Source organism: Actinokineospora globicatena, from assembly GCF_024171945.1.
GTDB lineage: Bacteria > Actinomycetota > Actinomycetes > Mycobacteriales > Pseudonocardiaceae > Actinokineospora > Actinokineospora globicatena.
The window spans coordinates 23533-37857 of sequence record NZ_JAMTCR010000002.1; the positions used below are offsets into that span (position 1 = coordinate 23533).

Consider the following 14325-nt stretch of genomic DNA (forward strand, 5'->3'; position numbering starts at 1 on the left):
GTGCTGACCTGGGAATCAGCGGAACTCGTCGGTCGCGGCGCGCAGGGCGTCGAGCACCCCGGGATCGGCCGTCGAGTGACCGGCCTGCGGCAAGATCGTCAACCGCGCCGTCGACCACGCCCGGGCCAGGAGCCAGGCGGACGCGGGCGGGCACACGGCGTCGTAGCGGCCCTGGATGATCCGGCCGGGGATGCCCGCCAGCAGGTGCGCGTTGAGTAGCAACTGGTCCTCGGTAAGCCAGCCGCCGTTGGCGAAGTAGTGCAGTGCGACGCGCGCGAACGGCACGGCGAACGACGGGTCCGCGTACTGCGCGACAAGAGCCGGGTTGGGCACAAGAGACACCGTTGCGCCCTCCCAGTTGCTCCACGCCGTGGCCGCTTCAGCCTGGACAGCGGGATCCGGGCTGGTCACTAAGGCTTGGTAGACGGCGAGCGGATCGTGGCCTTCTGGCACCAGGCGTAGGAAGTCCGCCCAGGCCTCGGGGAAGATCGCGCCCGCCCCGCCGCGGTAGAGCCAGTCGAGTTCCGCGCGCCGCAGCAGGAAGACACCGCGCAGGATGATCTCGGTGACCCGGTCGGGGTGGCGCTGGGAGTACGCGAGCGCCAGCGTCGCGCCCCAGGAGCCGCCGAAGACCTGCCACCGGTCGATCCGCAGGTGCTCGCGCAGCCGTTCCAGGTCGGCGACCAGGTGCCAGGTCGTGTTGGCCGTCAGGTCCGCGCCAGCGGAGCCGACGTGCGGCCAGCTGCGGCCCGCGCCGCGCTGGTCGACGAGCACGACCCGGTACGCGGTCGGGTCGAAGTGCCTGCGCTGCACCGGGTGCGTGCCCGCGCCGGGGCCGCCGTGCAGGACGACCACCGGCTTGCCGCGCGGGTTGCCGCTGACCTCCCAGTACACCCGCTGCCCGTCGCCGACGTCGAGCATGCCCCGGTCGTGCGGCTCCACCGGCGGGTACAGGGACAGCATGGCCTCCATGCTGCCCTACGCCCCGCGTCGGGAACCACGGCGCGATCGGCTGTTCCGTCCCACCGGGAGCGGGACGGGCTGACCCCACCCCGAGCCGGGGCGGGGTCGTCCGGCCTCAGTGGAACGCGTGCTCCGGGGCCGGGAACTCGCCGCCCCGCACGTCGTCGGCGAACGCCTTAGCGGCGGTCAGGAGCGTGTCGGCCACGTTCGCGTACCGCTTCACGAACCGCGGCGCCTTGGCCCGGCGCAGACCGGCCATGTCCTGCCACACCAGCACCTGCGCGTCACAGTCCGGCCCGGCGCCGATGCCGACGGTCGGCACCCGCAGCTCGTGCGTGACCCGCTTGGCGACCTCGGCGGGGACCATCTCCATGACCACCGCGAACGCCCCGGCCGACTCGATCGCCCTGGCGTCGGCGACCACCGCGTCCCCGGTCTCGCCGCGGCCCTGGACCCGGTAGCCGCCCAGGTTGTGTTCACTCTGCGGGGTGAACCCGACGTGCCCCATGACCGGGATGCCCGCGTTGGTGATGGCCCGCACGTGCGGCGCGAAGGCCTGCCCGCCCTCCAGCTTCACCGCGTGCGCCCGGCCCTCCTTCATGAACCGGACGGCCGTGGTCACCGCCTGCTCCACCGACACCTGGTAGGACCCGAACGGCAGGTCGGCGACGACCAGCGCCCGCGACGTGGCCCCGGCGACCGCCCGGACCAGCGGGATCAGCTCGTCGACGGTGACCGGCAGCGAGGTGTCGTACCCGAACACGTTGTTGGCCGCGGAATCACCCACGAGGAGGACCGGGATCCCGGCCTCGTCGAAGAGCTCGGCGGTGTACATGTCGTACGCGGTGAGCATCGGCCACGGCTCGCCGCGGTCCTTGAGCTCCTGCAGGTGGTGCACCCGGACCCGCTTCGCGGGCTTGGCGGCGCTGCTCCCGGTGCCGTACGGGGCGGCGACTTCGGGGTTGTCGGTAGCCATGTCTGCTCGACCGTCCTTCCCTCGAGGCCCACGTCAGCGCGGGTCCCCGGGTGTTCGCGGATGGCTTACCCACCCAGCGTCGCACCAGCGCCGCCACCGGGCGAGGCCGTGGGACAGACCTCACACGGCCCCCGAGCGGGGCGCGGGCATCATGGCGGGGTGGACGCAAGATCATCCGAAGAGGACCTCACCAGCCCTCCCGGTGCGGACCGCGCCACCAGGTCGGCCGCGGTGCTCGCCGTGGTGTCCTACCTGGTGACCGCCGCGATGCTGGTGTTCTGCTGGTGGTTGTTCGTGTGGGCGAGCCGCGAGGACGGCATCTCCGGGTACTTCCTCTACGGGTTCGCGGCGCTCATGGTCCTGCTCACGCTCACCACCGGGCCGCGGTTCGGGTTGCTGGACTTCGGGCACAACGTGGTCGAACGGGAGTCCGCGCCGGACCTGTACGCGTTGGTGGACCGGATCGCCGACGAGCTGGGTGCGCGGCGGGTCTGGCGGATCGAGGTGTCCGAGGACTTCAACGCGGGGTACCGGATGGTCTGGTACCGCAGGCGCCCGGTGATCACGTTGGGCTACCCGCTGTGGAACCTGTTGGCACCGCAGGAGCGGGTCGCCCTGCTGGCGCACGAACTCGCGCACGGGGTGAACGGCGACAGCGCGCGCTCCGCCCTGATCGGGCCGTCGCTGGACGGGCTCACCAACGGGTTCGAGGCGCTCGAGGTCCCGGTCACGGTCGACAGCTCGGAGTTCGTGGAGCTGTTGGCGGTGATCTGCGCGCCCGTCGGGTACCTGCTGACGTTCCCGCTGCGGTGGCTGGCCGCAGGGCAGGAGCGGTTGCTGCGGGAGTCGTCGCGGCGGGCCGAGTTCTACGCCGACCACCTCGCGACCGGGGTGGCGGGCCGACCGGCGACGGTGTCGATGCTGGCCAAGCTGACCCTGGAGACCGAGGCGACGCGTGAGTTGGTCGCGGCGATGCGCAGGGGCGACGCGGACGTGTGGGCGGCGCAGCGGACCTGCCTGGCCGGGATCGAGGACCTCTCCGACATCGATATCCAGGACGAGCACGCGGTCGACTCCACGCACCCGTCGACGGAGCGGCGGATCGACGTGCTCTACGACCGCGAGTACGGCGAGCCGCGACTGGAGTCCAGCGCGCGGGAGGCGCTAGCGGTCGACGCGGAACTGGCGGCCAAGCTGCCCGAGGTCATCGAGGCCCTGCGCAAGCTCGACAAGGAGCACCACCACAACGACGAGCCCGGGAGCGGCGACCCGGCGTGATGGGCCGGGCCGCCACCCGGGTCAGTCCTCGTCGCGGTCCCAGTTCTGGTCGGCCTTGTCCGCGGCCTTGGTGCGTTCGCGGGCGATGTCGAGCGCCCGCTCGGCGGTGGCGCGGTCCGGGTACGGGCCGAGGAGGTCGACCGAGCGGGACCGGGTGCCGTGCTCCACCTGGTTGGTCTTGGTGTTGTAGTACCAGCCGGGGTCGGGGTTGGGGTCGTCTGCCATGACGATCAGCTAACCCCAGTTGGGGGCCTGCTGCACCGGGAACCCGCGCGGCGGGGTGTCCTGGTTGGCGTTGTGGTGCTGGCTGGGGATGGGGTCCAGGCAAGAGACCAGGACCTCTTGGCGCTCCGGGTGCTCGATGCGGCGGCCGTTGCGCTCGCGGTAGACCAGCTCGCCGTCGGTGTCGATCTCCACCATGCAGCCGACCTCCGCGAGCTGGTCCTCGTCCAGGTCGACCAGGCGCTCGCGGCGGGACGGGACGACGCGGTACTCGGGCCAGTCCAGGTGCGCGTAGACCTGGTGGAACTCGTGCAGCAGGTGCGCCATGTGCTGCTGCCACGGCAGCGGCATCGCCTCGGCGAGCGAGCGCGGCAGCACCACGTAGCCCTCGCTGACGCCGGGACGCGGGGCGGTGTTGAGGAAGTCGCGCACCGGCGCGCCGGAGGCCACCGGGCCGGTCGGGCGGGCGATGGGGGCCGAGCCGGGGTGTCGGGGGCCCGGCCCGGGTGGGTACATGTTCACGGTGGTGCCCTTCCTCAGACCCCCGGCCGCACGGCCTGGTTCATCAGTTCGCCCTCGGTCCACGACAGCGGCCGGATGTGCACCGGCACCCCGTTCTGCTGGGCCTCCACGATCTTGCCATCGCCCAGGTACATCGCCACGTGGTGGATGGTCCTGGGGTTGGACTCGTCGTAGGCCCAGAACAGCAGGTCGCCCGGCTGGGCCTGTTCGACCGGCAGCAGCGCGCCCGCCCAGTACTGCTCGCGCGAGGTGCGCGGCAGGCTGATGCCGCCCGAGCGGTAGGACTGGACCATCAGGCTGGAGCAGTCGTAGGAGTTCTGCTGGTTGGTCGCCGCGCCCCACTGGTAGGGCTTGCCCTGCTGGCCGAGGGCGAACTGGATCGCGGTGCCCGCGGCGACGGTGGGGGCGGGCAGCAGGTTGCCGAAGCCGGTGCCGCAGCCGGTGAAGTTCTCGATGTGGGCGAGTTCGCCGATGAGGTGGGCGGCCATCGACTCCCACCGGTGGTAGCGGTCGGGGAAGGCGGAGCGCTCCACGTCCTGGGCGGACTCCCCCGGGCGCTGGCTGTCCCAGTTGGGCACGTTGAGCAGCACGTCGTAGAACTTGTTGATGGCGTAGGTCGGGTTGGTGACCTGCTCCGGGGTGCCCCAGCCCATGGAGGGCCGCATCTGGAAGATGCCGAGGGAGTCGCGGTCGCCGAAGTTGAGGCTGCGCAGGCCGGACTCGGTCATGCCCGCCTGGATGGCGATCTGCCAGGCCCGGGACCCCAGTTCGCGCTGCTTGCCGATGGTGATGATCATGGCGACGATGCCGCGCTGGTCGTCGGTGAGGTTGGCCGCGTCGGCGGCGCCCGAGCCAGCCGGGCCGGTGCTGGACGGGCCGAGCGCGGCGTTGCAGGTGCCGAGCCCGGCCGCCCTGGCCTCCTGGGCCTGCTCCTGCTGCACGACCTGGCTGACCGCGCCGGTGCTGATCACGGTGGTGACGACCGCGACCACCACCGTCCCGACGATCAACGCGGTCTTCACCCGGACCCCTCTTGGTAGTCGGCGACCTTCCAGCCCTGGCCGGTGTCGATGACCGTCACGTGCAGCGGCCGGTCGTTGGTGGGCACCTCGGCCTCGACGGACTTGGCGTAGGAGGTCTCCGCGCGGACCGGGCCGGTGACCTTGGTGGCCTTGATGTTGGCCGGGTCGACGGTGCCCATGACGCCCAGGTACTCCTCGGTGGTGTACGGGCGCAGCCGCTCGAGCCAGTCCTTGCCGGTGATGCCCGCCGGGTGGTCGACCCAGAGCTCGGCCCACTTGGTGACCGCCTCCAGCGCCTGCGGCGACACGGTCTCGCGGGTGGTGGGGCTGGGCGCGGAGGTGATCCTGGTCGGCAGCGGGCTGGTGCTGGGCCTGCTGGTGACGCCCTGGTCGGGGACCTGGCCGGGTCGGGTGGTGGTCGGCGCCGATGACGACGCGCCAGCCGAGACCTGGTTGGTGGCCTTGGTGCCGATCACCTTCGGGACCACGATCCCGGCGGCGGTGAGCACGAGCGCGGCGATGAACACCGCGACGCCTAAGTGCCGGGGCGAGCGCAGCGGCCAGCCCCACAGCTTGCGGTACACCGCGGCACGGCCCCGGTTGGTGCGGATCGGCACGGCGTCACCTCACCACGGCGTCGGTCTCGCGCGGGCCGTCGTTGAGCGGCATCCGGCGCGGCGGGGTGTTGTCGGCGACCTCGAGACCGCGCGAGGGCCGGTAGACCACGTGCACGGGCCTGCCCGCGACCATCTCGACGTCGGCGACCCGGGGGGTCGGGTTCGGCTGGGCCTCGACCGGCGCCTCGTACTCGCCGCGCCTGCTCGACACCATGGACGGGATCACCACGGCGTCCTCGCCGCGGTCCCAACCCCGGTCGGCGACCGGCGCGGTGTCGACGGTGCGGCTGGCGCGGCCGGAGCCGATGGTCAGCCTGGTCGCCCCGGCGGCGCCGTTGAGCACGAGTTCGCCCTGGACCTCGGTGTTGGAGCTCCCGGACTCCAGGCTCGGCCGTGACCGCGCGATGGTGGCCTGCGCGCGGCGCAGGTCCATCCGCTCGGCGTGCACGGTGACCGGGTTGCTGGCCTCGGGCCGGGGCCTGCGGCCGATGGTGCGGGCCAGCGCGCCCGCCTCCGCGGTCTCCTCGGCCCCGCCCTCGCGGACCTGCTCCCAGAAGTCGTCCTGCGGGGTCGGCCCCTGGTGCTTGTTGCGGCGGAACCGGGAGAAGATCCCGGCGCCCGCCCCCGGCATCGACGCGCCGGCCGCGCCGACCGAGAGCTCCAGCATCTGCCACATCCGCCGCGCGGGGCGGCCGACGAGGAAGAACACCAGGGTCACGATGGCCGCGAGCAGCATCTGGGTCAGCAGCGAGAGCTTGGCCTCCGGGGAGAAGATCAGCTCGAGGAACTTGAAGTGGATGCCCGCCAGGATCGCCAGCACCAGCACGTTGAGCACCACGGCGCCGACCGCGCGGCCGACCTTGCGCAGGATGTCGTGGTGGATCAGCGCGACCAGGCCGATGACCGGGGCGGTCAGCGCGAGGATGCGCAGCAGCAGTTGCGCCAGCAGCACGGCGAGCTTGGCGAAGAGCTGGAACAGCGAGTACACAATGGACTGGAACAGGGCGAGCACGCCGGCGCCGGTGCGCGAGCCGTCGGTGCCCTTGAAGTAGCCGGTCGCCGGGCCGAGCTGGGTGGCGATGGTCTTGTACTCGTTCTTCTTGGCCTGCTCGGCGGCGTTGTCGGCGTCGCGGCCGGTCACCAGGTCGTCGCGGGTCCAGGACTGCGCGTCGAGCAGCTTGCGGCCGAAGTCGCGGGCCTGCGGGGAGTCGGGGCTGCCGAACTCGCCGCGCAGCCAGTTCTCGTAGATGACCTTGTTGTGCAGGTCGGTCGGCAGGATGTGCCGGACCACCCGGTCCTCCTCCGGGTCGACGAAGCCGCCCTGGATGCCGGTGGTGGTGCGCACGATCAGGTCGTCGACGCGGTCGTAGTTGGCCACCAGGACCGCCGATGACGCGGCCAACCACATGCCTGCCAACGCGAACAGCGTGCGTTTGCTGACCGTGGCCAGGTCGCCCTTCCAGATCTGGCGGAACAGCAGGATGGCCAGCAGCAGCATGAAGACGCTGAACAGCTGGGTGTAGATGTTGTCGAAGACCGAGTCGGCGGCCTTGCCGATCTGCTCGTTGAGCCCGCCCATGACGCCACCGGTCATCAGCGTGTAGTGCAACGAGTTCGTGGCGCCGACGATGTTCTTCGCCATGTTGAACAGCTCGTTGCCCGCCCAGTTGTCGATCGTGGCACCGGGGTCGGACACCCCCGCGGGCACGAGGCCACCGCAGGACTCGTCGTAGACGTGCCAGACCAGGCCCGCGTAGCCGTAGATCAGGTACGGGCTGTCGGCCTCGCCGTTGCCCTGGGGTGGGTCGATCGCGCCGACCATCCCAGCGCCGGGGCGCTCCGGGTTCGGCACGCAGGAGTCGTTGGCCTGCGCCAGCGCCGGGCTGCCGATGACGGCCTGCAGGGCGACGACGCCGATCACGGCGACCATCGACCAAGACCGCCGCGACATCGCCGCGCCGCGTTGTCTCCTCCGCCGCCGCGCCGCGAGCAGCAGCGTGGCGGCGGCCACCACCAGGAGCGTGATCATGTGACGTCCACCAACCTCGCCGGGCTCGGGTAACCGACCTCTAGCTTGATCAACTTAGCCAACCGGACACCGCCGCGGACAGCGTCCGCACCGGTACTCATGCCGCGTCCTCACGACCGCGCTTCTTACCGCCCCCTGGCTCGTCCCCGCCGCCGGGCACCGGCTCCCCGACGAAGTCCTCCTCGGTGAGCCCGAGCTCGAACTCGGCGGCCCGCTCGAACTCCTCGTCGGTCGCGGTCCCGTCCAGCGGCTCGAACTCGTACTCGCTCGGCGGGGTCGGCGCGGGCAGCTGCGGCGGCTCGACCACCTGGCGGGTGGACTCGCGCTGCGCGTCCGGGGTGGTGTCCATGACCGTGCGCAGGTGGTTGAGGTGTTCGCCGGACAGGTCGACCCGGATGCGCTCCACCCCGCCCGCGCCGTCGCCGAAGATGAACTGCCGGGGCGAGGTGTCGCGCTCGGTCATCCCGCGGTGCGCGCCCGGCCTGCGACCGAGGCTGGCCACGACCTGCTCGTAGCCCGAGCCGACCGGGACCTTGAGCAGCCGCAGCGCGTCGGCCTGCGCGGCGTCGTCGTCGAGGCGGCCGATGAACACCGAGTCCAGCAGCGCCACGAAGCCCTGGATCTTGAGGAAGTCCGCCGGGATCTGCGAGGACAGCAGCACCCGCACGTTCCACTTCCGCGAGTCGCGGGCGAAGCGGTTCATCAGCACCCGACCGGTGGGCACCTCGGAGAGGAAGAACGCCTCGTCGATCCAGACGCCCTTGCGCATGTCCTTGGGCTTGTCGTAGATCGAGCGCTGGGTCAGCCAGGCGGCCAGGTTGAGCATCTCCACGCCGAGCGCCTCGGCGTCGGTCCAGTGCTCGCGGCCGACGCCGTCCTTGGGCAGGGTCAGGCCCGCCATGGTCAGCACGGTCATCCGGTCGTCGCGCTGCTCGTCGTACGGGTCGGCGCCGCGCTCGGGGATGAGCAGCGACATCCGCTCCTTCATCTCGTCGAGGAAGTCGGCGACCACGACGGCGTGCTCGTGGTGCTCGCTGGCGTCGCGGCGCAGCGCCTCGAACACCAGGCTCGGGTCGGCGTCGACCCGGCCGCCGACGGTGCGCACCGCGCGCAGCAGCACGATCCGGCTCTGCGGCAGCCTGGCCACCTCGTAGGGCAGCAGACCGGTGAGCACGTCGAGCACCAGGCGGCGGCGGGTCGCGGCGGCCAGCGCCTTCTCCCGGCGCCAGGCCCGCTCGGGGTCGTCGTCGTCGAGGAAGTGGTCGATCTTGGGCTCGGCCACCACCCGGTACGGGTTGAGGATGCCCGCCTGGGCGTTGAGCAGGTTGATCGGCCGCGCGTAGGGCCGCAGCTCCGGCAGGTCGCACAGCCGGGCCAGCGGGCCGGACGGGTCGAGGATCGTCCAGTGCGCCCCGGCCCGCAGCGTCTTGTAGACGATGCCGCCGCCGAGGAAGGACTTGCCGCCACCGAGCCCGGCGACCATCGCGGTCAGGCCGGAGCCGTCGCGGATCTCCTGGGCCATCCACGGGTCCCACGCCACCGGGCGGCGGGTCGCGGTGCAGGTCTCACCGAGCAGGATGCCGCGGCGGTCACCGACCTCCGCGGTCGCCGTCGGCACCGCGGAAGCCGCCCACACAACGGAACCACGGCGCAGGTAGGCGCTAGAGGCGAGCGGTTCACCGGGGATGAACTCGCGCGCCATGGCGTACTGGGCCTCGGGGTGCTCGATGGCGACCTTCGGCTTGTAGAGGTCCAAGAGCTGCTGGGCCAACCGGAGCGCGTCCCGCTCGGTCGGGCCGGACACCGCCAGCCGCCACCACGAGCGGACTCGGGTGGCCAGCGCGGTGAAGCCCGAGGTCATCTCGTCGTCGATCTCCAGCACCCGGCTCGCCTGGCGGGCCAGCGACTGCGGCGGCTCCAGCTCGTGCTCGTCGGTGTAGTGCTTGACCTGCGAGCGGACCTTGTTCATCTGCCGCTGCAGCTCGCCCTGCACCTCTTCGGGCTTGCGCACGTAGAGCCGGGCCGACCACTCGACCGACGCGGGCAGCCGGTCGCTGCGCTGCACCCACGGGTCGTCGATCTCGGGGATCTGCAGGCCGTGCATCATGCCGACGGTCAGCACGGTCACGTGCCGGGTCACGCCCGCGTTGGAGCCGGTCCGGCCGCGGACGGTGACGGTCGGGGCGTACGGGTCCTGGTGGAAGTCGGCGGCGTCGGTGAAGCTCGCCAGGTCCTCCGGTTCCCAGGCGGCGCCGGGCACGGCGGGCATGTTGCGCGGCGCGGGCAGGCCGAGCGAACAGGACCGGTGCATCAGCCAGGACATCTCCTCGGCGGTGGCCGCGCGGCCCTCCAGACCAGCGGAGCCGATCACCTGGTCGAGGTGCTCGACCTCGCTCTCGATGGCCAGCAGCTCCGCGTCGACCGCGTCCGGGAACACCTTGCGCAGCAACGGTGCCGCGCGCTCCACGGCCCGGTCGACCACGTTGCGGGTCTGCACCTGGACACCCAGGTAGACCTCCTTCTCGGCCATGGAGCGGCCCAGGAGCTGCTGCTGCTCACCGATGAGGTAGTCGTCGAAGCTCAGCGCGCCCGGCACGTCCGGCAGCCGGTTGACCGCGTTGTGCACGTGCGCCTCGGCCCACATCCGGATCGGGTAGGGCCGGGTGGTGACCCGCAGGTGCAGCCAGCGGCCAGCCAGCTCGGCGTACTGGCCCGCGATGGCGGCCACCAGGTCCTGGCGCTGCGAGTCGGACCGGAACGACCAGCGCTGCGGGGCGAGCCGGTACCAGGCGTAGACGTCGGTGCCGGTGCGCAGCAGGTGGCCGTCGATGGTCCTGGCGGCGATCTCCGGGGTGTAACTGGGCATCGCGGCCTCGCCTGGGAGCCGCTTGTTCGCCTTGCGCGGTGCCTGGGCCTGTTGGTATCGCGCGCTGTGCCGGGTGCGCCCCTGCTGGGGTGCTCGGTCGAGCGGCTGGCCCGCCGGATAGGGCGCGAGGGCGTCCCGCTCGCGCTTACGGCGTCCGAACACCGCTGCCCTCCCTGTTCCTCGTGTTCCTGGCATATCCGGTACCGCGGGGTGCCGCGGGTGGGTTGGCCGTGCGCGCGGCCCTGGCGCGGCGACGGGCCTCTTCTGCCCTGCGGGCGGTCTTGGCACGGCGGCGGTCCGAGCCGCGCTGGTCCCGGCGGGGTAACTCGGCGCGCACGCGCACGCCTGCGGCGCTCACCGCGCCCCCCGCGCCGGAAGTGGTCTCGCGCGGGCTGTTGAGCTCGCGGACCCACATGGTCAGCACGGCGCCGAGCGGGCGCTCGTGGCTGATCCGCGAGCAGATGACCATGGTGATCGCGATGGTCGCCACCAGCCCCCAGGCGAAGGACCAGAACAGCCCGACGCCCAGGTTGCGCAGCACCGTGAGCACCAGCAGGAAGACGACGGTGCCGACCCCCCAGGCCACGTACCTGGCGCGGAACGGGAAGGTGGCCTTGGGCGGGCCGAGCCAGACGGCGTCGACCCGGTAGACCTCGTCGTCGGTGCGTATCCGCACGTGAGTTCCCCGCGCCTGGTCAGCCGGTGAACAGACCGGCGAGCCAGCGGCCGATGCCCTCACCGGCGTTGGTCACCGCGAGGCCGACGATGGCGAGCGCGACGATCACACCGCCGAGCCTGCGCATCACGCCCGCGTTGTCTCCCTTGCCGCCACCGAGCCAGAGCAGCAGCAGCGCGACGACGAGCAACAACAACGGGATGATGTTGTTGAGGATCCAGTCGCGCAGGTTGTTGGTGTCCAGGTCGGTCTTGGGTGGCTGCTGCTGCTGGGCGAGGTCGAAGAGGGCGGCGATGGTCGGGGTAGTCATCTCGATCTCCCAAGTGCGCGGATGCGGTCGGGGCGTCGTGCTCCCGCGCGACAGGTCTGTGCGGTGCCAGTCGAGTACAGCACGAGCGGCACATCATTGTCATTACTTACGGTAGCTAGCAGGATGCGTTCCGTAGAGCCTGGTGGCACTCCTCTGTCCCGTCCGGCTGCCATCTGACCACACCATCATCATCCTGGCGGGGCCGGTCAGGACCCACGACCACCCGATTTTCCTAGTCCGACGGCCGTTTCACCCGCACGCGCGATCATCGACCACTCAGAGTGAGGCAATTCACAACGAATTTCCCGGCGTGCCGCGTGCGGAACTACTCCAATCGGTGTAGGCGCCGTTCGGACTACAGGGCGGGCGAGCCGACGTCTAAGCCGGATCCTGTGTCCCGAGACCCGCGTCTCGGGCGGCGACCATCCATCTAGGCCTGCCGTCGCCGGCAGGCTCGTGCGGCCTACCCGCAGACTCGGGCGGGCAGCCCTCAAGCGTCTGCGCAGGGGTCTCGCGACCCCTTCTTGGCCTTGCTCCGGGTGGGGTTTACCTAGCCACCCCGGTCACCCGGGGTGCTGGTGGTCTCTTACACCACCGTTTCACCCTTACCTGGCCCGGAGGCCAGGCGGTCTGTTCTCTGTGGCACTGTCCCGCGAGTCACCCCGGGTTGCCGTTAGCAACCACCCTGCCCTGCGGAGTCCGGACTTTCCTCGTCGGTGCTCGCGCACCGCCGCGGCCGCCCGGTCGACTCGCCCGCGGGGACAAGGATACGGGGGTCCACCCAGCGGTCCGCACGTCCCATGGCGTGGACGCCGTTGAACCGCCCCGACCTGGACTGATCTACTGCGAGCATGTCCGGTGACCGCTTACTCACCCGGCGCAGGCACGTGGACTTCCTGCTGCTCGCGGGTGGCGGTTGTCGTCGCTGACGCCGCACCGCCGTCACCGACAACCAATCACAGGGGGACCCCGTGGGCTCGATCCTGATCATCTCCGGCAGCCCGTCGCCGTCCGCGCGCGCGGGCGTGCTCGTGCGGCACGTGTCCGACGAACTGCGCGGGCTCGGTGAGCACACCCGGCTGCTGAGCGTGCGCGACCTGCCCACGGTGTCCCTGCTCGCCGAGGACACCACCGACCCGGCCATCGCGGCGGCCATCGACGAGGTCGCCGCCGCCGACGGCATCGTGGTCGCCAGCCCGGTCTACCGGGCCGCCTACAGCGGGCTGATCAAGTCGCTGCTCGACCTGCTGCCGTCCGGGACGCTGGCGGGCAAGGCGGTGCTGCCGCTGGCCACCGGGGGCACCCAGGGGCACCTGGTGGCCATCGACGGGGTGCTGCGGCCGCTGCTGTTCGCCATGGGCGCCACCAAGGTGCTCGCCGGGCACTTCGTGCTCGACCAGATGATCGCCGACGAGCACGAGGGCCACGCGCACGTGCGCCCGCTCGCGGCGGCCGCGCTCGGCGAGGTGCTGACCGGTTTCACCGAAACCGTCCGCCGCAGGCGCCCCGCGGTGGTCCCCCTGGTCCCCCTCACCGGCTGACCCCCCACACCACCGACCAGAGCACGGAACGCCCCCCCCACCAAGCCGGAAACGACGCCCGGCAGGGATACCGGAACGGCACCCCACTAAGCCGGGAACGATGCCAGAACGTCCCCCGCCAAGCCGGGAACGAAGCCGGAACGCTCCCCTGCCAAGCCGGGAACGATGCCGGGCGGGGACGTGGGGGCGGGCGGCGGGGAGAGTGTTATAGATGCGAGATGTCGTTGACCAGGCGCACTGAGGCGTTGCCATCGGGGTAGAACTCGACGATCGACAGTGACGCCAGGTCCAGGTGCAGCCGGAACAGCAGTGACGCCCCGACGTCGAGCCCCAGGCGCAGCAAGGACTTGATCGGCGTCACGTGGCTGACCACCAGCACGGTGCGGCCCGCGAACTCCTCGACCAGTTCGTCGCGCACCTCGGTCACCCTGCGGTGCACGGCGTCGAAGCTCTCCCCGCCCGGCGCGGCGACGGCGGTGTCGGACAGCCAGCGGCGGTGCAGGTCCGCGTCCCGCTCGGCGGCCTCGGTGAAGGTCAGCCCCTCCCAGCGGCCGAAGTCGGTCTCCAGCAGGCCGCTGTGCGTGCGGACCCGGCCGCCGGTGGCGCTCGCGACGGCGGCGGCGGTGCGGGCGGTGCGCGAGAGCGGTGAGGCGATGATCGGGGTGTCCGCGTCGACGCCGTCGAGCTTGGCGATCCGGCGGCCCGCCGCCTCGGCCTGGGTGGCGCCGAGCTCGGTCAGGTCGACGTCGCCGCGACCGGAGTAGCGGCGGTCGACCGACATCGGGGTCTGCCCGTGCCGCAACAACAGGATCTTGGTCGGCGAGCCGGTGGCACCGGACCACGAGGTGGGTGGCACGCGGTTCTCGGCGCCGGTGGACCGGTCCGCAGGCGCGGTGGACCCGCTGGTGGCCTGGCCGTCCATGGCCTGGTTGGCCAGCCGGTCGGCGTACTGGTTTCGCTCGCGCGGGATCCAGGTGTAGGTCACGTGGTCGAACCGGGCGGCCAGCTCCCCCGCCTCGCGCGCCAGCGGCTTCATCGACGGGTGCTTGACCTGCCAGCGCCCCGACATCTGCTCCACGACCAGCTTCGAGTCCATCGCGACCTCGACCGCGTCCGCGCCGACCTCGGCGGCGGCGGCCAACCCGGCGATCAGACCCCGGTACTCGGCGACGTTGTTGGTCGCCACCCCGATCGCCTCGGCCCGCTCCGCGAGCACCTCGCCGGTCGCCGCGTCGCGGACCACCGCGCCGTAACCGGCCGGTCCCGGGTTGCCCCGCGACCCGCCGTCGGCCTCGACCCGCAC

General features: G+C 71.7%; 13 protein-coding genes and 1 other RNA gene. 2 read left to right on the top strand and 12 right to left on the bottom strand.

Annotated features, from left to right (window positions below):
• Positions 1–15: 15 nt before the first annotated feature.
• Together pip and panB are read right to left on the bottom strand one after the other, a co-directional pair.
• Positions 16–963: a prolyl aminopeptidase gene (gene pip, locus LV79_RS00090; protein WP_253831133.1), complete on the bottom strand. Its 948-nt coding sequence runs from the start codon at positions 961–963 to the stop codon at positions 16–18.
• A 115-nt stretch (positions 964–1078) separates the two neighbouring features.
• Entirely contained in the window at positions 1079–1939 is an 861-nt protein-coding gene (panB, locus tag LV79_RS00095; RefSeq protein ID WP_253831134.1) for a 3-methyl-2-oxobutanoate hydroxymethyltransferase, read from the bottom strand.
• Positions 1940–2098: 159 nt separating this feature from the next.
• Between panB and LV79_RS00100 the strand changes: the two genes are divergently transcribed.
• Positions 2099–3217, top strand: a complete 1119-nt coding sequence (locus LV79_RS00100; protein ID WP_253831135.1) for a M48 family metalloprotease — start codon at positions 2099–2101, stop codon at positions 3215–3217.
• 21 nt (positions 3218–3238) lie between these two features.
• Here the strand turns inward: LV79_RS00100 and LV79_RS00105 are convergent, their stop codons facing one another.
• The 9 genes from LV79_RS00105 to rnpB form a co-directional block, all read right to left on the bottom strand.
• Positions 3239–3442, bottom strand: coding sequence for a hypothetical protein (locus LV79_RS00105; protein ID WP_253831136.1), 204 nt, complete (start codon positions 3440–3442; stop codon positions 3239–3241).
• 9 nt (positions 3443–3451) lie between these two features.
• A complete protein-coding gene (locus LV79_RS00110; RefSeq protein ID WP_253835617.1) occupies positions 3452–3955 on the bottom strand; it encodes a hypothetical protein in 504 nt (167 codons plus the stop codon).
• 20 nt (positions 3956–3975) lie between these two features.
• The gene (locus tag LV79_RS00115; protein ID WP_253831137.1) at positions 3976–4983 is read right to left on the bottom strand and encodes a C40 family peptidase; all 1008 of its coding nucleotides are present in this window, start codon (positions 4981–4983) and stop codon (positions 3976–3978) included.
• Complete coding sequence (locus tag LV79_RS00120) at positions 4980–5600, bottom strand: hypothetical protein (protein ID WP_253831138.1); 621 nt, start codon at positions 5598–5600, stop codon at positions 4980–4982. Before LV79_RS00120 ends, LV79_RS00115 begins: the two co-directional genes overlap by 4 nt.
• A gap of 4 nt (positions 5601–5604) precedes the next feature.
• Positions 5605–7629, bottom strand: a complete 2025-nt coding sequence (locus LV79_RS00125) for a magnesium transporter (protein ID WP_253831139.1) — start codon at positions 7627–7629, stop codon at positions 5605–5607.
• A 97-nt stretch (positions 7630–7726) separates the two neighbouring features.
• On the bottom strand, positions 7727–10657 hold the full coding sequence (locus tag LV79_RS00130; protein ID WP_253831140.1) for an ATP-binding protein: 2931 nt from the start codon (positions 10655–10657) through the stop codon (positions 7727–7729).
• Positions 10641–11171 carry a hypothetical protein gene (locus tag LV79_RS00135; protein ID WP_253831141.1) on the bottom strand — a complete coding sequence of 177 codons (531 nt, stop codon included), beginning with the start codon at positions 11169–11171 and terminating at the stop codon, positions 10641–10643. The genes LV79_RS00130 and LV79_RS00135 overlap by 17 nt, the downstream gene beginning before the upstream one ends.
• Positions 11172–11190: 19 nt before the next feature.
• Positions 11191–11481 carry a hypothetical protein gene (locus LV79_RS00140; RefSeq protein WP_253831142.1) on the bottom strand — a complete coding sequence of 97 codons (291 nt, stop codon included), beginning with the start codon at positions 11479–11481 and terminating at the stop codon, positions 11191–11193.
• Positions 11482–11844: 363 nt separating this feature from the next.
• An RNA gene (rnpB, locus tag LV79_RS00145) (RNase P RNA component class A) lies at positions 11845–12233 on the bottom strand.
• 219 nt (positions 12234–12452) lie between these two features.
• Here rnpB and ssuE point away from each other — a divergent pair.
• Entirely contained in the window at positions 12453–13022 is a 570-nt protein-coding gene (gene ssuE / locus LV79_RS00150; RefSeq protein WP_253831143.1) for an NADPH-dependent FMN reductase, read from the top strand.
• 205 nt (positions 13023–13227) lie between these two features.
• Here ssuE and LV79_RS00155 read toward each other — a convergent pair whose 3' ends face one another.
• Positions 13228–14325 carry a bifunctional RNase H/acid phosphatase gene (locus tag LV79_RS00155; protein WP_253835619.1) on the bottom strand — a complete coding sequence of 366 codons (1098 nt, stop codon included), beginning with the start codon at positions 14323–14325 and terminating at the stop codon, positions 13228–13230.